The sequence below is a fragment of the Allobosea sp. LC85 genome (assembly GCF_000735605.1).
In the GTDB taxonomy this organism is placed as follows: Bacteria; Pseudomonadota; Alphaproteobacteria; order Rhizobiales; family Beijerinckiaceae; genus Allobosea.
The window spans coordinates 21,479-41,768 of sequence record NZ_JPKG01000028.1; the positions used below are offsets into that span (position 1 = coordinate 21,479).

Here is a 20,290-nt window from a genome sequence, read left to right on the forward strand (position 1 = left end):
CTTAGTCGATATCCTCGACTTCGACCTCGGTGCCGTAGACGCGCTGCGCCAGCGAAGCTTCCATGAACGGGTCAAGATCCCCGTCGAGCACCTCCGACGGCGCCGTCGAGCTCACGCCGGTGCGCAGGTCCTTCACCAGCTGATAGGGCTGCAGCACATAGGAGCGAATCTGGTGGCCCCAGCCGATATCGGTCTTGGAGGCCGCCTCGGCATTCGCCTTTTCCTCGCGCTTCTTCAGCTCGACCTCGTAGAGGCGGGCGCGCAGCATGTCCCACGCCTTGGCGCGGTTCTTGTGCTGCGAACGCTCCTGCTGGCAGGTGACCGCAATCCCCGTCGGGATATGCGTGATGCGCACCGCCGAATCGGTCGTGTTGATGTGCTGCCCACCGGCGCCCTGGGCACGGTAGGTGTCGATCCGGCAATCCGCTTCCTTGACGTCGATGACGATTCGGTCGTCGACGACGGGATAGACCCAGACGGATGCGAAGCTGGTCTGCCGGCGGGCGTTCGAATCGAATGGCGAGATGCGCACAAGCCGGTGCACGCCCGATTCGGTTTTCAGCCAGCCATAGGCATTGTGGCCCTTGAACTGCAGCGTCGCCGACTTGATGCCGGCCTGATCGCCATCCTGATAGTCGAGCATCTCGACCTTGAACTTCCGCCGCTCGCCCCAGCGCCGATACATGCGCAGCAGCATCTCGGCCCAATCCTGGCTTTCGGTGCCGCCGGCGCCGGGATGGATTTCGACATAGGTATCGAGCATGTCGGCCTCGCCGGAAAGCAGGGTCTCGACCTGCCGGCGTGCCGCTTCCTGCTCGACAGCCTTGATCGCGACTTCGCCTTCCGTGATGGAGGCGGCGTCACTCTCCATCTCGCCCAGTTCGATCAGCGTCAGGGCATCGTCGAGATCGCGCTCGAGCTTCAGGATGCCGTTGATCTGGTCCTCGAGCGAGGTCCGCTCGCGCATCAGCTTTTGTGCCTGCTCGGCATCGTCCCAGAAGGTGGGGCCTTCGGAAAGCGCGTTCAGCTCCGCCAGGCGTCGTTGTGCGACATCCCAGTCAAAGATGCCTCCTCAGCAGTCCGATCGACTGCTTGGCGTTATCAAGTTGGGTCTGAACTTCAGGACGCATGATCGGGTTCGGGCTTCCGTTCGAAGAGCTGTGCGATGGAGCGCTCAGATAGGGGTGAATCCATCAGGTGTAAATGGCGCGGGAAACGCCCTCTCGTGCATCGGAGGGGTTCCCGCGCGTGACCGTTTCCGATCGTGTCAGTACAGGCCGCCGGTGCCCGACCCCATGCTGCGCCCGCCACCGGGAGAGACATTGAGCGGCGCGCCGCCTTCACCCGCAGCGCCGATGACCGAGTAGCTGTCAGGCGGAGCAGTGCCCGGCTTGAAGGCTTCGAGAATACCGCCCTCGCCGCCGGCACGCATGCCGCTGCGCGGATCGACGCGGATCAACTTGATGCCGGCCGGCACGCGGAACGGCGTCGCCGGCTTGTCCTTCAGCGCAGCCGTCATGAAGTCACGGAAGATCGGAGCGGCATACTGGCCGGCCGTCGCCGAGTTGCCCAATGACTTTGGCTTGTCGAAGCCCATATAGACGCCGACGGCGAGATCCGGCGAGAAGCCGACGAACCAGACGTCCTTGGCCTCGTTGGTCGTGCCGGTCTTGCCCGCGAGCGGCTTGCCGACCGACTTGACCACCTGCGCCGTACCACTCTGCACCACGCCTTCGAGCAGCGAAACCATCTGGTAGGCGGTCAGCGGATCGAGCACCTGGTCGCGATTGTCGACGAGGCGCGGCTCCTTCTGGCTCGCCCATTTGTCGGCGTTGCAGCCCTCGCAGACGCGCTGATCGTGACGGTAGATCGTGCCGCCCCAGCGATCCTGGATGCGGTCGATCAGGGTCGGGCGAATGCGCTTGCCGCCATTGACGAGCATCGAATAGGCGGCCGTCATGCGCATCACGGTGGTTTCACCGGCGCCGAGCGACATCGAGAGCACCGGCAGCATGTCGTCATAGACGCCGAAGCGACGGGCATATTCGGCGATCAACGGCATGCCGACATCCTTGGCGAGGCGGACCGTCATCAGGTTCTTGGAGAACTGGATGCCGTAGCGCAGGGTGCGCGGCCCAGTCGACTTGCCGTCATAGTTCTCAGGCCGCCAGACACCGAGACCGCCGCCCTGATCGACTTCGATCGGCGCGTCGAGCACGATGCTCGATGGCGTATAGCCGTTGTCGAGCGCAGTCGCGTAGACGAAGGGCTTGAAGGACGAGCCCGGCTGGCGCAGCGCCTGCGTCGCGCGGTTGAACTCCGACTGATCATGCGAGAAGCCGCCGACCATGGCCAGCACGCGGCCGGAATACGGGTCCATCACGGTGATGGCGCCGTTGACCTCCGGCATCTGGCGCAGACGGACCTGGCCGGGCCTGCTGTCCATCGGCTCGACATAGACGACGTCGCCGACCGAAACGGCCTGGGCCACGCGCGCGCGCCGGGTCCAGCGGATGCCGTCGCCGGTCAGCGTCACCGTATCGCGCTCGGTCCGGAGATGGCCGGAATTCTCGCGTCCCGGGTGCAGGCCGAGCCGGGCGCTATCGCCATTGACGTCGAGCACGACGGCAAGGCGCCAAGGCGCCACATCGCCGAGCACCGGCAGGTCGCCAAGCGCAATGCCCCAGTCGCGCGCGCTGATATCGAGCTTCTGGATGGCGCCACGCCAGCCGCGCGCCTCATCGAAGCGAACGAGCCCGTCGACCAGTGACTTGCGGGCGAGCAGCTGCATCTTGGGATCGACGGTGGCGCGCACGGAAAGGCCGCCCTCGAGCAGCTTCTTCTCGCCATAGCGATCCTGCAGCTCCCGGCGAATCTCCTCGGCAAAATAGCCCGCCGCAATGTTGTTGGCCGAAACCGTGCGCGGGTTGACGCCGAGCGGCTGCTTCTTGGCGGCCTCGGCCTCCTCACGCTTGACCATGCCGTTCTCGGCCATGCGATCGAGCACGTAGTTTCGACGCTCTATCGCCCGCTCGCGATTGCGGAAGGGGTGAAGGTCCGTCGGAGCCTTGGGCAGAGCCGCGAGATAGGCGACCTCCTGCAGGTTCAACTCATGCACCGACTTGCCGAAATAGTTCAGCGCCGCAGCGGCGACACCGTAGCTGCCCTGCCCCGGCGCCGGCGCTCCGAGATAGATCTCGTTCAGGTAGAGCTCGAGGATCTTGTCCTTGGAATAGGTCCCCTCGATGCGCAGCGCGATCAACGCCTCGCGGATCTTGCGCTCCAGCGATTGTTCCGAGCCGACGAGGAAATTCTTCGCAACCTGCTGGGTAATGGTCGAGGCGCCCTGCGGCCGGCGGCCGGACGCGCGGTTGCGGAAATTCGTGATCGCAGCGCGGACAAGCCCCTCGGGGTCGATGCCCATATGCTTGTAGAAATTCTTGTCCTCGGCCGAGAGGTAGGCATCGACGACGAGCTTGGGAATTGCCTGGATCGGCAGATAGAGGCGGCGCTCGCGGGCGAATTCGGCGATCAGGCTGCCGTCACCGGCATGCACGCGACTCATCACCGGCGGCTCATAGTTCCGCAACTGCGCCGAGTCGGGCAGATCCTTCGAATAATGCCAGATGAACCCGCCGGCCACGACGGCGCCGATGACGAATACGATCGTGCCCGCAGCAAATAGCCACCCGAAGAGTCGCAGAATAAACCGCATCTAAGGCCCGTGCCCCTGATTGCTGTGCGGTGACCGGTCTCGCCGGGTTCGCCGCCACAGAGCCGATCTCATGCGAGAACCGGCTGCCACCGACTCGCTCCCGGATCTCGTCCTCGTCGCTTCCAAATCAGGTCTATAACACGGCAGAGATGGCGGAACCGTGGCCTAACGACCACAATCTTCGCCAACCGCATCAGCAGGTCTCAACGTTGGTTCGCGGCAGCTTTTCCAGCCGAAAGCGTACTGGTGAAATAGCCGTCGATCGCGTTGTGGACCGCCCCGACTGCCTGCGCTCGCCAGGATGGCGAATTCAGCAACTCCGCGTCCTTGGGGCTCGACATATAGCCGAGCTCGATCAGCACGGAGGGAACATCCGGCGCGGTCAGGACACGAAAACCTGCAGAACGCAAGGGCACCTTGTGCAACTTGACCGAGCCGCCGAGCTTCTCGACCAGATTTCGCGCGAAGACCGATGAGAATGTCCGCGTTTCCCGCTTGGCGAGATCCATCAGGATGCCCGCGACGTCCTGCACATCCTCGGCCGCGTCGAGGCCCGCAACCGCATCCGCCTGGTTTTCCTTGGCCGCGAGCCGTGCCGATTCGGCGTCGGTGGCGCGCTCCGAGCCGGTATAGATCGTTGCGCCGCGCACATCCTGCGCCTGCGTCAGCGAATCTGCATGGATCGAGATGAAGAGATCGGCGCCGGCGGCGCGGGCGATCTTCACGCGCTGCCCCAATGGAACGAAGGTATCGTCATCGCGCGTCATCATCACCCGATAGCGGCCGCCGGCTTCGAGCTGCTCCTTCAGAGCCAGCCCGAAGGCGAGCACGACCGATTTCTCGGCGATGGAGGCAACCACGGCACCGGGATCGATCCCGCCATGCCCTGGGTCGATCACGACGAGCTGGCGCGTCTCCCCATGCGGCTTGGGCGCCTGTGGGGCCGCCCCCTCCTCCAGCTGCGGCGCTGGGCGAACCGAAGCCGCCTGGAACTCAGCCCTGCTTGCGCGTTTCAACTCGACGACCAGCTCGCCGAACCCGCCGCGCACCTTGCGGACCTCAGCCTTCGCGACGACGGCTGGCTGAGCCAGATCGAGAATGATGCGGGAACGATCGGCCGTGAACATCCCGAAACGAAAGGCGCTGACGAAGCCGGCGCCCTTGCGCGCCGCGTTCGGCTGAACCTGGAAATTGACCGAGGGCAGATCGATGACGGCCCGATCCGGCGCGGCCATCACCGAAGCGCTGATCTCGACGGGACGCGAAAGCGCCATGGTGAGCCTGACGACCTCGCCGGCCTGCTCGATCCTGGCATCGGTCGCGACCGGAAACTCATTCGCGGGCCTGGACGCAGGATTGGCGCTTGTCGGCGCGCAGGGCGCTAGAATCAACCAGGACCCGAGCATCAGACGGACCACGCCTGAAACCGTCAGCCGGTTCAGGCCAGCGCTGTAGGAATGGAAGGTCAGGCGAATGGATCCCATTGGCGTCACCAAGGCTTAACCATAGCGACGCAGAAGCTTAACAGCCGGTTACCACGCAATTGTGATGGCGAGAACCGCCGCGGCGCCACCGCCATGATGTTGCCCAAGCGATGTGACTTGCAAATCACTGTCACCTGTCTGTAATGGGGGTGGTTGCAATGCAAAGCCACCCGTAGCGCGCATCCGGATTCGAGGATCCGTTGGCGTCCGGGACACGGCGAAGCGACAAGCCCTTCAGGACTTGTCGCGGCAGGGCAGCCGCCAACGGATCGTCCGCGGACGGCCAGCGTCAGGCATGAGGTTCGGCGCATGGCAGTCTTTCGCGAGCGTGCAAACGCGGTGCAATCGTCTTCGACGTACGCACTGCAGGTTAGGTCAGATGTCGGGGCATACGACGCCGCTTAGCTCATCGGTGCATCGTCCATACCTTCGGGACTGCGGCGGGCTTTTTGCCCGGGCAGGCTTCCCGATCCGCCATCGCGTCCTGATCCCTCACTCCCTCCTGCAACATGCCGGTTCATGCCGGCTCATGCGCGGCGCCCCTGCCCGCGGCAGCGGATATCCTTCCGCAGCCCGGCGGGTCCTGTCGGCGGCTGCGCCAATGGAAATCTCTTATGGCCAACAAGATGCTTATCGACGCAACACACCCGGAAGAGACCCGGGTCGTGGTGGTGCGCGGCTCGCGCGTCGAGGAATTTGATTTCGAATCCGCCAGCCGCAAACCGCTGCGGGGCAATATCTATCTGGCGAAGGTGACGCGGGTCGAACCTTCGCTCCAGGCCGCTTTCGTCGAATATGGCGGCAACCGTCACGGGTTCCTCGCCTTCTCCGAAATCCATCCGGACTACTACCAGATTCCGGTTGCCGACCGGCAGGCCCTGCTCGCCGAGGAGGCACGCGCCGACCGCGAGGAAGAACGCGACGAGGAACGCCGCGAGAAGCGCGGCCGCCGCGACCGTGGCCGGCGTGACCGGGACGGACGCGCCAAGAAGGCGAGCAGCGACGAGACCGTCAGCGCCGATGTCGTCGAGACCGACGGCAAGGAAGCCGCCATGGTCAACGAGGGCGCGCCCGCCTTCGGCGAGTATTTTGCACCTGCCGTCGCAGAATCGAGCGACGAGACCGTCGTCGAGAACGCCGCGCCCCTGACCTTCGAGACCGTGGCCGAAGCTTCTGCAGAAGCCGGCGAGGCTTCCGCCGACAACGAGGAAGCGCGCCGCCCGTCCGAGAACGAAGAGGACGAGAACGGCGAAGACGGCGACGAGCACGGCCAGGACGAGCCCCAGGAAGAACCGGAACAGCTCGGCGGTGGCGACGCCCTTGACGATATGCCGGAGCGCCCGCGCCACTCGCGCCGCCAGTACAAGATCCAGGAGGTGATCAAGCGCCGCCAGATCATCCTGGTCCAGGTCGTCAAGGAAGAGCGCGGCAACAAGGGCGCGGCGCTCACCACCTATCTCTCGCTCGCCGGCCGCTATTCGGTGCTGATGCCGAACACCGGCAAGGGCGGCGGAATCTCGCGCAAGATCACCAATGCCGAGGACCGCAAGCGTCTCAAGGAAATCGCCCAGGAGCTGGAGGTGCCGGAGGGGATGGGCATCATCCTGCGCACGGCCGGCGCTTCGCGCACCAAGGTCGAGATCAAGCGCGATTATGAATATCTGATGCGGATGTGGGAGAGCGTGCGTGAACTCACGCTCGGCTCCGTCGCGCCGGCGCTCGTCTATGAGGAAGGAAACCTCGTCAAGCGCTCGATCCGCGACCTCTACAACAAGGATATCGACGAGGTTCATGTCGCCGGCGAGGAGGCCTATCGCGAGGCCAAGGACTTCATGCGCATGCTCATGCCGAGCCATGCCAAGAGCGTGAAGGCCTATCGCGAGCAGACCCCGCTCTTCGCCTCGTTCAGCGTCGAGAGCCAGCTCGACGCGATGTTCTCGAACACCGTCACGCTGAAATCCGGCGGCTATATCGTCATCAACCAGACCGAAGCTCTGGTCGCGATCGACATCAACTCGGGCCGCTCGACCCGCGAACACAATATCGAGGATACGGCTCTCAAGACCAATCTCGAAGCGGCGGAAGAAATCTCCCGCCAGCTCCGGCTGCGCGATCTCGCCGGTCTCATCGTGATCGATTTCATCGACATGGAGGAGAACCGCAACAACCGTGCGGTCGAGAAGAAGCTCAAGGACTGCCTCAAGAACGACCGTGCGCGCATCCAGGTCGGCCGGATCTCGGCCTTCGGACTGCTGGAGATGTCGCGTCAGCGCATCCGCACCGGCGTGCTCGAGAGCTCTTCGGTCCCCTGCCCGCACTGCGCTGGTGCCGGCATGATCCGCTCGACCTCCTCGGTGGCGCTGCAGATCCTGCGCGCGCTGGAGGAAACCCTGATCAAGAGCGCCTCGCACAATCTTTCGGTCCGGACGCGGCCGGAAGTGGCGCTCTATGTCCTGAACCAGAAGCGCGCGCATCTCACCGATCTCGAGACGCGCTTTGCCATCGCGATCACGGTCTCGGCCGACGCGACCCTGCTTGGCACCCGCTATTTCGAGGTCGAGCGCGGCGAGTTCGTCGGCAATGAAGGCCGAGTCGTTCCGAGCCCGTTCAAGGCCGAGGCGATCTCGCATGTCGATGACGATGCACTCGATGCAGCAGCCGAGGCAGAGGCAGTCGGAGGAGGCGAGGACGAGCAGGAAGAGGCGGCACAGGGAGACGCCGTTGCGGAACGCGGGGATGGCGAAGCCCGCGGTGAAGGCGGACGCAAGCGCCGCCGTCGTCGCCGGCGCCGGCGTGGTGGTGAGCGCGATGCGAATGGCCAGCAGCTCGAAGGCGGCAGCGATGCCGAAGGCGATGAAGGTGACGAGGATGGCGACGAGGATGCTGACAGCCCCGCTGTCGCGGAAGCCGCCCCCGTCCCCGCTCCAGTAGCCGAGCCGGCCGAAGCGCCTGTCGCCGAGGTTGCAGCTGAAGTCGTCGCGGAGGCCAAGCCGCGCCGCGCCCGCCGCAGCACCCGCAAGGCGAAGGTCGAAGCCGAACAGGAGGCAGCCCCCGAAGCCACGAAGGCTGCCGAGGATGTGACGGAGACTGTCGCGGAAGTCGCGCCGACCGAGAAGCCGAAGCGCAGCCGGTCACGCAAGAAGGTCGTCCCGATCACCGAGGACGGCGTCGCAGCCGAGGCTCCCGCTCCCGCGGCCGAAACACCAGCCGCTTCGGTCGAGACGCCGATCGCCTCCGAAGCTGAGCCGGCTCCCGAGCCCGCCCCCACCCCGCTTGTCGCCGAGGAGCCCGTCGCGGTCGTGCTGACCCCGCCGGATCCAGACCGTCCGAAGCGCGGCGGCTGGTGGAACAAGCTCGCCGGACGCAAGTAAGACCTCAGGCCGCTGCGATCGCTCGCAGCGGCCTTTTTCGTTCGGGGGTAAGCTGTGATGCCGCCGCCGAGAAGTTTCGAGCGACTGGCGCTCGTAATCGTCTGCGTCGCGGCGCTGCTTGGTCTCGCTTGGCTGGCCTTGCAGGCGATCGGCTGGTTCGGCGTCGGGCCTGCTCGGCCTCTTCGTCGCCTTCGTGGCGATCCGCTTCGAGCTTGAGGAAAACCGGCCCGTCGGCCATCAGATGACGCCGGATCTCTATGCCAGCCAGTTCCACAAGCATGGCCGAGAGCACGAGGCGGAACGAGCGGGTTTTCGTACCGAGCTGATCGCCCAGATTTCCGCTGCCCGCCTCGGGCTTGGGCTTGGCCTCCTGCTGACCGCCATTGGCTTCGGCTTCTTCTTCATCCTCGAAGCCGGCGGCTGAGGGCCTACCCGGCCGAAGGCACCAGCGGCGTCGGCGGCTTGATGGTCGTGATCGATGCCGCGGCCCCGGCAGAAGCCTGCCCTTCACCGCCCCTGACGGTCACCGCGTTCGAGGCAAAGGCTACGCCGGCATCGTTGAGTGCCTGATACATCCGCTTCAGGGCCTCGCGCTGGAGCGCGCTGGCCTGCGCCGGCTTGGCGGTGAATTTCAGCCGAATGACGATCGCGGTGTCGGCGATCTCGGCCACACCCTGCATCTTGAGTTGCGCGATAAAGTTAGGTCCGAGTTCCGGGTCCTCCAGCATTGCGAGACCGATCTTCTTGATGGTCTTGCGCGCCTTCTCGATATCGGCGGAACGGTCGAGCCGGACATTGAACTTCACCGTCGCCCAGTCGCGGCTGGCATTGGTCAGGGACGGGATCTGGCCGAAGGGCACTGTGTGGATCTGGCCGCTCTGATGGCGCAGTTGTACCGAGCGTAGGGAGATCTTCTCGACCGTGCCCTTGAGCCGCCCCGTATCGACATATTCGCCGACGCGGAAGGCATCCTCGACCATGAAGAAGAAGCCGGAAACGATATCGCGCACCAGCGCCTGCGAGCCGAAGGAAACGGCAAGCCCGAGGATGCCGAAGCCGGCCAGGAGTGGCCCGATGTCAACCCCCAGCCGTGACAGCACGACGAGGCTGGTCAGGCCGATCACGGCCCCGAGCACGACACCACGCAGCACCGGGAGTACCGTGCCGAGCCGGGACGGCACATGGTCGTCGGGAGGCGCATCCTCGTCGGCTGGCCCGGCATGCACTGCACGCGGCGCATAGGCGTCGAAGAAGGCGCGCAGGAAGGTCAGCGCGATCCACCCCATGAATGCCAGGGTGGCGACGCTGAGGACACGTTGGCCGAACGAGACCGTATCCGGCGCATCCGCGTCCATGACGAAACCGCTCCAGAGCCGGACCAGCAGATAGAGGGCACAGAGCCAGACGAAGCCCACCACGCTTGACTGCAAGGTCTTGCCCACCGCACGCGAAAGCGGGGTCTGCTCGCGCTCCGCGGAGCGGCAGTTCAGCCACGAGCGGATCAGCGCCCCGAGCCCCGACGCCAAGATCGGTGCAAGCACGACGATGAACTGCGTCGTCCCCGCCTTTAGGGCCCAGTGCGCACCATTAGGCATCACCGCAGCACTGCGGCCTACCGCCCAAATCAGCACGGCGCTCGCGATCAAGAGCCACGGCGTCGCTGCCGCCACCCAGCGGCGCAGGCTGCTTGCCTGGCCGCCGGGTTGCGCCAGACTGACAAGGTCATGCCGTGCGTACCAGAACCACCAGATCTTGTAAGTTGTCAGCAGCAGGGAAGAAAACGCGATCCATCCGGCGATCGAGGCAGGATCAGATGCAGAGCGTTCGCCGAGTGCGTTCACGACCAGGGCGATATGGCCGAAGAACGCATAGATCATGACCAGGGCGAAATGCCGTTCGGCGCGCGGCAGAGGCAGGATACGCCGCACCGGGTGCCCCGGCGCAAGCAGGAACCGCCCCGCCATCGCAAACGACCACAACATCCCCAGCCCGTAGAGTTCGGCTATGGTGATCTGTTGCGCGAAATCGGGCTGTGGCAGGAGCCAGCGCACCAGGGTCCGCCCGGCGAGCCATAGGCCCGCAAGCGCGACGAAATCGTGCAGAAGGCCGATCGAGGAGGCAACGAACCGTTCGAACAGCGTATCGTCCCGCGGCACCAGGCGCCTGGCGACCAAGCCACGCGTCATTTTCCAGAGGATGACGGCGAAAGCCACGGCAGCAAACAGGACGAGCAGGATGCGGGCTCCCGCCGACAATCCCGTGGCACCATTCTGATTGGCGGCCCAGGCGCGGGCCCAGTCGCTCGGTATCCGCGTCGCGGACGGAATCGACGCGTTGCCGTAGTCGAATCCTTCGACGAAATGGTTGGCAACCTCCTCCAGCCGCGTTTCGGCAACTGCAACGGGCGTTGCTGCTGGCATGGGCTTGCCAGGTGCTGCCGCTGCCGCAGGTGGAGTTGAGACGGCCTCGCCGGGGCCAGCCATGCGGAGAATGACCTTGCGCCCGCCCGCCTCCAGCGTCGTGATGGTCTTGCGCAGCGCCTCCGGCGCCTCGTCCCCGCGCAGGATCAGCGTCACGCTGTTATCACCGGACGCCTGGGCGAACGCTGCGGATCCCGATCCGAGGAGCATGAGCAGAAAGGCAAGGAGAACCAGCGCCGCCGGCAAGGCATGACCACGCGAAGACGCAAAGAGATATCGCATCAAAACCACTTCCCCCTTGCCTGTTCTCCTATGACTTGGACGGGAATACGTGCGTTTGGCAAGCATTCCGCGCTGGCGTCGTTACTTGCTCTCAGCGCCGCTTCAGCCAAGCCCCCATGCGCGAGACCGCGTCCTCGCATTCGGCCAGCGAACCCGCGAAAGAAAGCCGCACCGTGCGTGCGCCACGCCCCTCGTCGAAATCGAGGCCGGGGGTGATCGCGACATGAGCCTGCTCGAGAACGTCGCGGCAAAAGGCCATGGAGTCATTCGAATATCGCCCGATATCGAGATAGATGTAGAAGGCCCCGTCGACAGGCAGGAAATCGCCGAGGCCGATTTCCGGCAAGGCCTTCAGCAAATAGGCGCGGTTCGCTGCGTAGCCTGCCTTGATCGCCTCGCACTCGGCAGTCGCATCGAAGGCCGCCTCGCCCGCAACCTGGCTGAGATACGGCACCGAAATCGAGAAATTCTGCTGCAGCCGCTCGATCGTGCGCACCATGCGCTGCGGCACCACGAGCCAGCCGACACGCCAGCCGGTCATACAGTAATATTTCGAGAACGAATTGACGATGATCGCGTCCTGATCGGCGCTGAGCGCTGTCGTCGCGGGCGTCTCATAGGTCAGCCCGTGATAGATCTCGTCGGAAATGTACCACAGCCCGAGCCGGCGGCATGCAGCCGCGACGGACGCGATGGCCTCCGGCGCCATCACCACGCCGGTCGGATTGGCCGGGCTCATGGTCAGTACGCCCGCGAGTGGGCGTTCGGCATGAGCTTTCGCAATCAGGTCCGGCGTCAGCGCGTAGCGCGTCTCCGGGCCGACCTCGATCGCGACCGGCTCCAGCCCCAGCGCCGTCAGGATGTTGCGATAGGCCGGGTAGCCCGGCGCTGTGATCGCAACGCGTGCGCCCGGCTGGAAACAGGCGAGGAATGCGAGAATGAAGCCACCCGACGAACCGGTGGTCACGATGACACGCTCAGCCGGTATGCTGACGCCATAGGAATCCTGATAGTGGCGCGCGATACGTTCCCTCAGAGAATCGGTGCCGAGCGCCTGCGTGTAGCCGATGCGGCCATGCTCGAGCGCGCGCGCGGCTGCCGCGCGGATGCTGGCCGGCGTCGGAGCGGAGGGCTGGCCGACCTCCATGTGAACGACCGAACCGCCGGCGCGCTCGATCGCGGCAGCCTGGTTCATCACGTCCATGACGATGAAGGGCGCGACCTCGGCCGCGCGAGCAGAGAGCGCAGGCGGCGTCGCAAGGCGGTGAGCATCGGTCGTCATGCAGATCTCGCAGCGGGAACCGGCGGAGCTCCGCCCGCCACTTGAAGCAGTGCCCTAAAGCATCAGGAGGGAGCGTGGGAAGCCGTTTGTAGGCGCAGTCGACGACCGGCATCTCCTTCGAGAGGCTGGTTTGAGCCTGAACCAGTCTCCCCCCGCGACAGAAGATGGCGGAACATCGCTTTCGCGATGGTACTGGCGACGCTGCGCGCAGGTCAGGTCATGCTCCCGCCGCAACCGCTGGCAAAGCTGTGAATTGACGCTGTCGACGCGAGAGCGGAGAAGGGGCGCACGATGACCGGTTCAACGCTTGCCGTAGCCAAGGGCCGGCGAGCCCGAAAGGATGACGACATGGCTCTGTTCACCCTGCTCCGCCCGGCTTTCGCCGGAATCAGGCGCGCGGGCCTGGTCTTGGGCGGGCTCGGCCTCGCCGTGACGCTGGCTGCTGGTCCGGTTCAGGCGCAGGGACAGCCCCTGTCCCCCGAACAACGCAAGGCCGTGACCGATCTCATTCGCGAGACGCTGCTGAAGAACCCAGAACTGATTCAGGAAGCACTGGTCGAGCTCGAGCGGCGCAACCAGGTCGCCCAGGCCGAGGCACAGCGCAGTGCCGTCGCCAGCGAGAAGGCGAACCTCGTCGATCCCGCGACGTCGATCATCGCCGCCAATCCGCAGGGCGACGTCACCCTCGTCGAGTTCATGGATTACAATTGCGGCTTCTGCAAAAGGGCGCTCGACGATGTCCGCACTCTCGTCAAGGACGACCCGAAACTGCGCGTCGTGATCAAGGATTTCCCGATCCTCGGACCCGATTCGGTCGAAGCCAGCCGTGTCGCCATTGCCGTGAAGAACCAGCTCCAGGGCCAGAAGTACTGGGATTTCCACAACAAGCTGATGGCGACCAAGGGCCGGATCAACGGTGCCAAGGCGCTGGAGATCGCCAAGGAAGCCGGTGCGGATGTCGAGCGCGCCCGCAAGGACATGGACGCGCCGGCGACCCGCGCCGCAATCGAGTCCACTGTCGCTCTCGGCGATCGGCTCGGCCTGACCGGCACCCCGGCCTTCATCATCGGTGACGAAGTTGTCTTCGGCGCCGTTGGCGCTGCGGCGCTGAAGGAGAAGATCGAAGCCGTCCGCAAATGTGGCAAGGCCACCTGCAGCGGCTGATGAAACCCGCCGGCCTGTGGTGGTTCCCTTCGCAGGCCGGTGTCACAGGCTTCCCCTGTCCCGCCGTTCCGGTTAAGACGACGCCGACGCCGCAGCTTCGCGGCTTGAGGAATCAACGCGAGCCATGGTCGCCGTCCACGTCCTGAACGGACCCAATCTGAATCTGCTCGGCACCCGCGAGCCCGGAACCTATGGTTCGGTGACGCTCGCCGGCGTCGAGGAACGCCTCAGGGCGAAGGCCGCCGCCGCCGGGGTCGAGTTGACCTTCAGCCAGACCAATTTCGAAGGCGAGCTCGTCACCCGTGTGCAGCAGGCGGGGCTGGCCGGGGCCGGCGTCATCATCAATGCCGGCGCCTACACCCACACCTCCGTCGCGCTACGCGATGCGATCAAGGGCACCGAGGCGCTCGCCATCGAGGTTCATGTCTCCAATGTGCACGCCCGCGAGGAATTCCGGCACCATTCCTACATGGCGCCGGTCTGCGTCGGCGTGATCTGCGGCTTCGGCGTCGCCAGCTACGACCTTGCTTTCGACGCGATCGTGCCGCTTCTCCAGAAGCGCGCGGCAAAGACGGCGGCCTGAACGGGCCGGTTCAATCAGCGGGATGGCGCCTCGCGGCTGACCATCCTCTCAACCAAGACGACGAAGACGGTGAAACCCGCCATGGCGACCAAGAGCCCGATCGATCCCGAATTGGTGCGCGAACTCGCGCAGCTCCTCAACGAGACCGACCTGTCCGAAATCGAGGTCGAAAAGGGCGATCTGCGCGTCCGTGTGGCCCGCACCATCTCTGCAACCGTGCAGGTGCCCGTCGCCTCACACGCGCCGGCGGTGGCCCATGCCCCGGCCGTGAGCGCGCCGGTCGAGGCCAAGCCGGCCGCCGCCCACCCCGGCACCGTCCCCTCGCCGATGGTCGGTACCGCCTATCGCCGCCCCTCGCCTGAAGCAAAGCCCTTCGTCGAGATCGGCCAGGAGGTGAAGGCGGGTGAACGCGTCCTTCTTGTCGAGGCGATGAAGACCTTCAACGACATTGTTGCGCCGCGTGCCGGCAAGGTCACGGCGATCATGGTCGAGGACGGGCAGCCGGTCGAGTACGGCGAGCCGCTTCTGGTGATCGAGTGAGCGGGGCAGCGGGCGCGGACGAGCCGAAGATGTTCGACAAGATCCTGATCGCCAACCGGGGAGAGATCGCGCTGCGCGTCCTGCGTGCGGCCAAGGAGCTCGGCATTGCGACCGTCGCTGTCCACTCCACCGCCGATGCCAACGCCATGCATGTGCGCCTCGCCGACGAGAGCGTCTGTATCGGCCCCCCGAGCGCCCGCGAAAGCTATCTCAACATTCCAGCCCTGATCGCAGCCTGCGAGATCACGGGCGCTGATGCGGTCCATCCCGGCTACGGCTTCCTTTCGGAGAACGCCCGCTTCGCCGAGATTCTCGATCGGCACAACATCGCCTTCATCGGCCCCAAGGCCGAGCATATCCGGGTGATGGGCGACAAGATCGAGGCCAAGCGCACCGCCAAGCGCCTCGGCATTCCCTGCGTCCCTGGCTCAGAGGGCGGTGTCAGCGAGGATGCGGAAGCCCTGCGCATCGCGCGCGATATCGGCTTTCCCGTGATCATCAAGGCCGCGGCCGGCGGCGGCGGGCGCGGCATGAAGGTCGCGCGCAGCGAGGATGATCTCGTCGTCGCGCTCCAGACCGCACGGACCGAGGCCAAGGCCGCCTTTGGCGATGACGCTGTCTATATCGAGAAATATCTCGAGAAGCCGCGCCATATCGAGATCCAGATCCTTGGCGACGGCCGCGGCCATGCCATCCATCTCGGCGAGCGCGACTGCTCGCTGCAGCGCCGCCATCAGAAAGTCTGGGAAGAAGGCCCCTCGCCTGCGCTCAATGCCGGCGAGCGCGACCGGATCGGCAATATCTGCGCCAAGGCGATGGCCGATCTCGGCTATCTCGGCGCCGGCACGATCGAGTTCCTCTACGAGGACGGCGAGTTCTATTTCATCGAAATGAACACCCGCATCCAGGTCGAGCATCCGGTCACCGAGATGATCACCGGGATCGATCTGGTGAACGAGCAGATCCGCATTGCCGCCGGCGCGCCGCTCTCGCTCAAGCAGAGCGACATCGTCATCGAGGGTCATGCCATCGAGTGCCGTGTCAACGCCGAGCATCCCGCGAATTTCCGCCCCTCGCCGGGCAGGATCGCCTCGTTCCATACGCCGGGCGGACTTGGCGTGCGCGTCGATTCTGCCGCCTACCAGGGCTACTCGATCCCGCCGCATTACGACTCTCTCGTCGGTAAGCTGATTGTGCATGGTCGCAACCGGGCGGAATGCCTGATGCGCCTGCGCCGCTCGCTCGACGAATTCGTTGTCGATGGTGTCGATACGACCTTGCCGCTGTTCCGCACGCTCGTACGCAATCACGACATCCTGAACGGCGATTACAATATCCACTGGCTCGAGAAGTTTCTGGCCGCGGGCGGCATGGGGCCCGAGGGACAATAACTCCGGTCATCGCGTGCCATGCCCGCCTTTGGCGGGCATGGCATCCTGCAACGGTCTTCGCCTCCCCTGTAGAGTCGGGGATGGGTGCGACTGGATCGACCATGACGAAAGAGCGCAGCTTTCGCGTTTGACTTGGTGCCGCGCCCACGCTCCCATCTGCACATGAAGGCTCATTCTGCGCCAGTACGTTCGCCCGTGATCACGCCGGAGATCCTGCTGCGCGCCTATGCAGCCGGCATCTTCCCGATGGCGGAGAGTGCCGATGATCCAAACCTGTTCTGGGTCGAGCCCGAGGTCAGGGGCGTGATCCCGCTCGCGAATTTCCACCTGCCCTCACGCCTTGCCCGCACGGTTCGCGCTGATCCCTTCGAGATCCGCGTTGATACCGCCTTCGAAGAGGTCATTGCGGCCTGTGCCGAAGCGCGCCCGGACCGGCCGGATACCTGGATCAACACGCGGATCAGGGAGCTGTTTGGCGCACTTCACGGACTCGGGCACGCCCACAGCGTCGAATGCTGGCGCGATGGAAGGCTGGTTGGCGGGCTCTACGGCCTGTCCCTTGGCGCAGCCTTCTTCGGCGAGAGCATGTTTCATCGGGCAACTGACGCCTCGAAGGTCGCCCTCGTCCATCTGGTGGCCCGGCTGAAGCGCGGCGGTTACCGCCTGCTCGATGCCCAGTTCCAGACCACGCATCTCGCCCAGTTCGGCACACAGGAAGTGCCACGCGAGGCCTATCGCATGCTGCTCGAAGCCGCGATCGTCCATGACGCGGAATGGTGGAGTTGGCCAAAGGGCCAGGACATCGGCGGCCGCGAGGCCTTGGCCGAACTCATCTGAGTTCAGCCATAGATCACGCTGCGTTTGGACGAGATCGTCCAAACCCAGAAAACGTGATCGACTCCAATAGTTTAGATCACGCTGCGAAAAACCGTTGCCACTTTTTCGCAGCGAGCTTCGGCGCCTGCCTCAGTTATTGCCGGCGGGATCGCGTCCGGGAACAGGATTGGTCGGGAAAAAGCGCTGGCTCGGCGCCTGACGCGGCTCAACCGGTACGCCGCGCGGCGGAGCCACATCCAGGCGCTGCCCCGGGGGGGGCTGGGTGCCCGGCGGCAGTTGGTTGACGTCGCGCGGCGGCGTGCGTGACCGGCGTTCTTCCAGCGGTGGCGGCGCTTCCGGTTCCTTGGGGTCGACCACAAGCTCGGTGCCACCCTTGCAGTCGGTCAGCCAGACGTCATAGATCGCGTGCTCGACGCCATGCAGGCCGGGGCTCGCGGCGTACATCCAGCCGCTGAAGATGCGCCGATACTCGTTGGAGAAGGTCACCTCGTCCACCTCGACAAAGGAGGTCGTCTGCGGGTTCTCGGTTGGAGGACGGGTCCAGCAGACGCGCGGCGTCAACTGCAGCGCACCGAACTGAACGGTCTCGTCGATCGCAACCTCGAAGGAGATGATCCGGCCGGTGATCTTGTCGAGGCCCGCAAAAACCGCCGTCGGATTGCGGATGCGGTCGGCCCTTGCAGGCTGGGCGACCATCAGGGCCGCGAGAGCTGGAGCGGCCAGGGCCGCCACCTTCGACAATCTGCTGACGGACCGCATCTTCTGCTACGAATCTCCCTTCCCGCCAGAAGACGGGGGCTGCGGCTTAGCACGGCAATCGCAGCGGAAAAAGGGCAGCCGGGCCACAGGCAGGCCCGCGGCAGCGGCACATCACCGGCTCTTGCGAGCCCGAAAGCGGGCGACCTTGTCACGGTTGCCGCAGGTGCTCATCGTGCACCAGCGCCGCGTGTTGTTCCGCCCTCTGTCGTAGAACACCATTGCGCAATCATGGTCGGCGCAGTGCTTGAGCCGCGCAGGCTCGTGGTCGCAGACGAAGCGGGCGAAATCCAATGCAATTCTCGACGCTGCTCCGAGGCCCGGATCGGCCACGGCTGTGAGCGCGTAGCCCTCGTCGCCCCTCTGCAACTGGTAGCGCTCGTTTATCGGCCCGAGCAGGCGGTTGATCGCAGCTATCGATGCTTCCGGCAGCGGCTTGCCCTGCTGCAGCAGGTCAAAGGCCGGGCGAAGCGCTTCACGCAAGCCTTTGAGCTCAAAACCGGATTCAGGCGTCTCCGCCCCGCCTAGCCCAGCTGCAGTAAGCCACGCTGCCATGGACTGCGGCTCGCCGAGCAGATCCCGCGGTCCTGTCTCGGTCATCGGCGTGGTGTTGAGCAGATCGAGCCAAGGCCGGCCGCCCATGAACGGAAAGCCGCCCCGGAAATCATCGTTGGTCGGGATCGCAGGCAAGGGCCACTCCGGCTGCCAGAGGTGAGCGCTATTTGTAACCTCTTATTTATCAATTGACAGGTTACGCGTCAAATGACACCGTTGAAAACGAAAATGACAGGTTACGAACATTGAACGATCCCCACCGTCAGTTTTGCCGCGCTCGCCACGTTTCTCATTCCTGGAGCCCCACTCATGTCCACCGCGCAGCCCGTTGCACCCGTCCTCTCCCAGTCATTCGCGGTCCGCTACGGCACAGCCGAGGTACAGGGCCTCGAGATTTTCTATCGGGAGGCCGGACCTCGGGATGCTCCCGCCATCCTGCTGCTGCACGGCTTTCCGTCCTCATCGCACATGTTCCGCGACCTGCTGCCGCTGCTGGCCAAGGGCTACCGCGTCGTAGCGCCTGACTACCCCGGCTTCGGTCACAGTTCCGCGCCTTCGCCGAGTGAGTTCACCTATTCCTTCGACGGGCTCGCCGAGGTGATCGATGGCTTCGCGGAGCAGGTCGGCCTCACCCGCTATGCCCTCTATATCCAGGACTATGGCGGCCCGGTCGGCTTTCGCCTTGCGCTCAAGCATCCCGAGCGCATCCGCGCGCTGATCATTCAGAATGCCGTCGCCAGTGAAGGCGCCTGGAGCACGGACGTCCGCCGGGACATGGAGCCGTTCTGGCGGAACTGGACGCCCGAGACCGAAAAGCCCTTCCGCGATCTGCTCACGGCCGGCGGTACGAAGTTCCAGTACACGCATGGCGCAACGCGGTTGGAGCGGCTCTCGCCGGATGCCTGGCGCCATGATCAGGCCGGGCTGGACCGCCCGGGCAACCAGGACATCCAGTTGCGGCTCCTGCACGACTATCAGAGCAATTTTGCCGCCTACCCGGCTTGGCAGGCCTATCTCGCCCGGCACCAGCCCCCCGCGCTGATCGTCTGGGGCAAGAGCGACCCGTTCTTCATGCTGGCGGGCGTCGACTACCTGAAGGAGCAGTTGCCGGCTGCCGAGGTGCATCTGTTCGATGCCGGCCATTTTGCGCTGGAGACCCATTCCGGCGAGATCGCTGAACGCGTCGATACCTTCATGAAGCGGCTGCCGAGGGTCGACTGACGCAAAACGAGCGCTTCCTTGAATCGAAAGGGCCGCCGGCGATCATTCGCCGACGGCCCTTTGCTCAAACAGATCGTGCAGGCTTCAGCGCCCGGGCGTCCAGGCCTCGTAATCGCCCGTCGCAGGCGGGCGCTCGCCTTCGGCCAGGGTCGAACCCTGAGGACGATAGGCCAGCGCCGTTCCCGTCCAGTTCTGCTGATGTGGCTTCTGCCAGTCGCGCGGCTGATAGCTCTCCTCGGAGGGAGCGATATCGACGGTGTGGTGCAGCCAGCCGTTCCAGCCTGCGGGAATGGTCGACGCTTCAGCCGGGCCGTTATAGACCACCCAGCGCCGCTGCAGGCCGAGCGCCTTGTCCTTCACCCCACCTTTGGTGCGGTAATAAGTATTGCCGAATTCGTCCTGGCCGACCTTCTCGCCGAAGCGCCAGGTGTGGAAGCGCGTGCCAATGGTCTGGCCGTTCCACCAGGTGAAGATCTGCAGCAGCGTTTGCTTCATGGCTCTCGTCCGCCGTGGTCCGCGTCGCGCGACTTATGGCGAGAGCATCCCGCCCTGTCCAGCCCACAGGAGGATTCGCGGTAGATTCGTCGGAATGGCGCCCTGCCGGAAAGCGCGACGCCATGATTCGGTCACCTTGCGAACACGCCCCAGGCACGGTTCGAGGCGCGAAGATCACCTGTCTCCAGACACTT

Annotated in this window: 16 protein-coding genes; 8 read left to right on the top strand and 8 right to left on the bottom strand. The window is 64.9% G+C overall.

Going from position 1 to position 20,290, the window contains the following annotated elements; genetic code table 11:
* Position 1: 1 nt before the first annotated feature.
* The 3 genes from prfB to FG93_RS13710 form a co-directional block, all read right to left on the bottom strand.
* Positions 2 to 1,130 (bottom strand): peptide chain release factor 2 gene (gene prfB / locus FG93_RS13700; protein WP_152579433.1). Its coding sequence is split into 2 segments (ribosomal slippage): positions 2 to 1,060 and positions 1,062 to 1,130, totalling 1,128 coding nucleotides; the frame shifts between segments, so codons are not numbered across the junction.
* A gap of 137 nt (positions 1,131 to 1,267) precedes the next feature.
* Positions 1,268 to 3,715 carry a penicillin-binding protein 1A gene (locus FG93_RS13705; protein WP_043235208.1) on the bottom strand — a complete coding sequence of 816 codons (2,448 nt, stop codon included), beginning with the start codon at positions 3,713 to 3,715 and terminating at the stop codon, positions 1,268 to 1,270.
* A 203-nt stretch (positions 3,716 to 3,918) separates the two neighbouring features.
* Positions 3,919 to 5,199, bottom strand: coding sequence for an N-acetylmuramoyl-L-alanine amidase (locus tag FG93_RS13710; protein WP_081881533.1), 1,281 nt, complete (start codon positions 5,197 to 5,199; stop codon positions 3,919 to 3,921).
* A 614-nt stretch (positions 5,200 to 5,813) separates the two neighbouring features.
* Between FG93_RS13710 and FG93_RS13715 the strand changes: the two genes are divergently transcribed.
* Positions 5,814 to 8,570 carry a ribonuclease E/G gene (locus FG93_RS13715; protein ID WP_043235210.1) on the top strand — a complete coding sequence of 919 codons (2,757 nt, stop codon included), beginning with the start codon at positions 5,814 to 5,816 and terminating at the stop codon, positions 8,568 to 8,570.
* A 118-nt stretch (positions 8,571 to 8,688) separates the two neighbouring features.
* Positions 8,689 to 8,994 carry a hypothetical protein gene (locus FG93_RS13720; protein ID WP_043235212.1) on the top strand — a complete coding sequence of 102 codons (306 nt, stop codon included), beginning with the start codon at positions 8,689 to 8,691 and terminating at the stop codon, positions 8,992 to 8,994.
* Between the two features lie 4 nt (positions 8,995 to 8,998).
* Here the strand turns inward: FG93_RS13720 and FG93_RS31220 are convergent, their stop codons facing one another.
* Entirely contained in the window at positions 8,999 to 11,272 is a 2,274-nt protein-coding gene (locus tag FG93_RS31220; protein WP_052513742.1) for a mechanosensitive ion channel family protein, read from the bottom strand.
* Between the two features lie 91 nt (positions 11,273 to 11,363).
* Positions 11,364 to 12,554: a pyridoxal phosphate-dependent aminotransferase gene (locus tag FG93_RS13730; RefSeq protein WP_043235213.1), complete on the bottom strand. Its 1,191-nt coding sequence runs from the start codon at positions 12,552 to 12,554 to the stop codon at positions 11,364 to 11,366.
* Between the two features lie 348 nt (positions 12,555 to 12,902).
* Here FG93_RS13730 and FG93_RS13735 point away from each other — a divergent pair, with 348 nt between their 5' ends.
* The 5 genes from FG93_RS13735 (at position 12,903) to aat (ending at position 17,069) form a co-directional block, all read left to right on the top strand.
* Positions 12,903 to 13,718, top strand: coding sequence for a DsbA family protein (locus FG93_RS13735; RefSeq protein ID WP_081881535.1), 816 nt, complete (start codon positions 12,903 to 12,905; stop codon positions 13,716 to 13,718).
* A gap of 124 nt (positions 13,719 to 13,842) precedes the next feature.
* Complete coding sequence (gene aroQ, locus FG93_RS13740) at positions 13,843 to 14,301, top strand: type II 3-dehydroquinate dehydratase (protein ID WP_043235216.1); 459 nt, start codon at positions 13,843 to 13,845, stop codon at positions 14,299 to 14,301.
* 81 nt (positions 14,302 to 14,382) lie between these two features.
* Entirely contained in the window at positions 14,383 to 14,841 is a 459-nt protein-coding gene (gene accB / locus FG93_RS13745; protein WP_043235218.1) for an acetyl-CoA carboxylase biotin carboxyl carrier protein, read from the top strand.
* A gap of 29 nt (positions 14,842 to 14,870) precedes the next feature.
* The gene (gene accC / locus FG93_RS13750; protein WP_043235564.1) at positions 14,871 to 16,232 is read left to right on the top strand and encodes an acetyl-CoA carboxylase biotin carboxylase subunit; all 1,362 of its coding nucleotides are present in this window, start codon (positions 14,871 to 14,873) and stop codon (positions 16,230 to 16,232) included.
* A gap of 162 nt (positions 16,233 to 16,394) precedes the next feature.
* Positions 16,395 to 17,069 (top strand): leucyl/phenylalanyl-tRNA--protein transferase, encoded by a 675-nt coding sequence (gene aat, locus FG93_RS13755; RefSeq protein WP_052513743.1) that lies wholly within the window; start codon positions 16,395 to 16,397, stop codon positions 17,067 to 17,069.
* 129 nt (positions 17,070 to 17,198) lie between these two features.
* On the opposite strand, the gene FG93_RS13760 is transcribed toward aat, so the two are convergent.
* Positions 17,199 to 17,765, bottom strand: a complete 567-nt coding sequence (locus FG93_RS13760; protein WP_244448624.1) for a DUF2155 domain-containing protein — start codon at positions 17,763 to 17,765, stop codon at positions 17,199 to 17,201.
* Positions 17,766 to 17,939: 174 nt separating this feature from the next.
* Positions 17,940 to 18,515: an ABATE domain-containing protein gene (locus tag FG93_RS13765; RefSeq protein WP_043235226.1), complete on the bottom strand. Its 576-nt coding sequence runs from the start codon at positions 18,513 to 18,515 to the stop codon at positions 17,940 to 17,942.
* Between the two features lie 174 nt (positions 18,516 to 18,689).
* On the opposite strand from FG93_RS13765, the gene FG93_RS13770 reads away from it, so the two are divergent.
* A complete protein-coding gene (locus FG93_RS13770) occupies positions 18,690 to 19,601 on the top strand; it encodes an alpha/beta fold hydrolase (RefSeq protein ID WP_043235228.1) in 912 nt (303 codons plus the stop codon).
* 84 nt (positions 19,602 to 19,685) lie between these two features.
* On the opposite strand, the gene FG93_RS13775 is transcribed toward FG93_RS13770, so the two are convergent.
* Positions 19,686 to 20,096 (bottom strand): NADH:ubiquinone oxidoreductase subunit NDUFA12, encoded by a 411-nt coding sequence (locus FG93_RS13775; protein WP_043235230.1) that lies wholly within the window; start codon positions 20,094 to 20,096, stop codon positions 19,686 to 19,688.
* Positions 20,097 to 20,290: the final 194 nt, after the last annotated feature.

Excerpts from the sequence above, each read along its gene's own strand:
- FG93_RS13775 (WP_043235230.1), bottom strand. The coding sequence starts at position 20,096 with ATGAAGCAAACGCTGCTGCAGATCTTCACCTGGTGGAACGGCCAGACC.
- FG93_RS13735 (WP_081881535.1), top strand. The coding sequence starts at position 12,903 with ATGGCTCTGTTCACCCTGCTCCGCCCGGCTTTCGCCGGAATCAGGCGC.
- FG93_RS13705 (WP_043235208.1), bottom strand. The coding sequence starts at position 3,715 with ATGCGGTTTATTCTGCGACTCTTCGGGTGGCTATTTGCTGCGGGCACG.
- aat (WP_052513743.1), top strand. The coding sequence starts at position 16,395 with ATGAAGGCTCATTCTGCGCCAGTACGTTCGCCCGTGATCACGCCGGAG.
- accC (WP_043235564.1), top strand. The coding sequence starts at position 14,871 with ATGTTCGACAAGATCCTGATCGCCAACCGGGGAGAGATCGCGCTGCGC.
- FG93_RS13710 (WP_081881533.1), bottom strand. The coding sequence starts at position 5,199 with ATGGGATCCATTCGCCTGACCTTCCATTCCTACAGCGCTGGCCTGAAC.
- FG93_RS13760 (WP_244448624.1), bottom strand. The coding sequence starts at position 17,765 with ATGGTCGCCCAGCCTGCAAGGGCCGACCGCATCCGCAATCCGACGGCG.
- FG93_RS13770 (WP_043235228.1), top strand. The coding sequence starts at position 18,690 with ATGTCCACCGCGCAGCCCGTTGCACCCGTCCTCTCCCAGTCATTCGCG.
- FG93_RS13715 (WP_043235210.1), top strand. The coding sequence starts at position 5,814 with ATGGCCAACAAGATGCTTATCGACGCAACACACCCGGAAGAGACCCGG.
- FG93_RS31220 (WP_052513742.1), bottom strand. The coding sequence starts at position 11,272 with ATGCGATATCTCTTTGCGTCTTCGCGTGGTCATGCCTTGCCGGCGGCG.
- accB (WP_043235218.1), top strand. The coding sequence starts at position 14,383 with ATGGCGACCAAGAGCCCGATCGATCCCGAATTGGTGCGCGAACTCGCG.
- FG93_RS13730 (WP_043235213.1), bottom strand. The coding sequence starts at position 12,554 with ATGACGACCGATGCTCACCGCCTTGCGACGCCGCCTGCGCTCTCTGCT.
- aroQ (WP_043235216.1), top strand. The coding sequence starts at position 13,843 with ATGGTCGCCGTCCACGTCCTGAACGGACCCAATCTGAATCTGCTCGGC.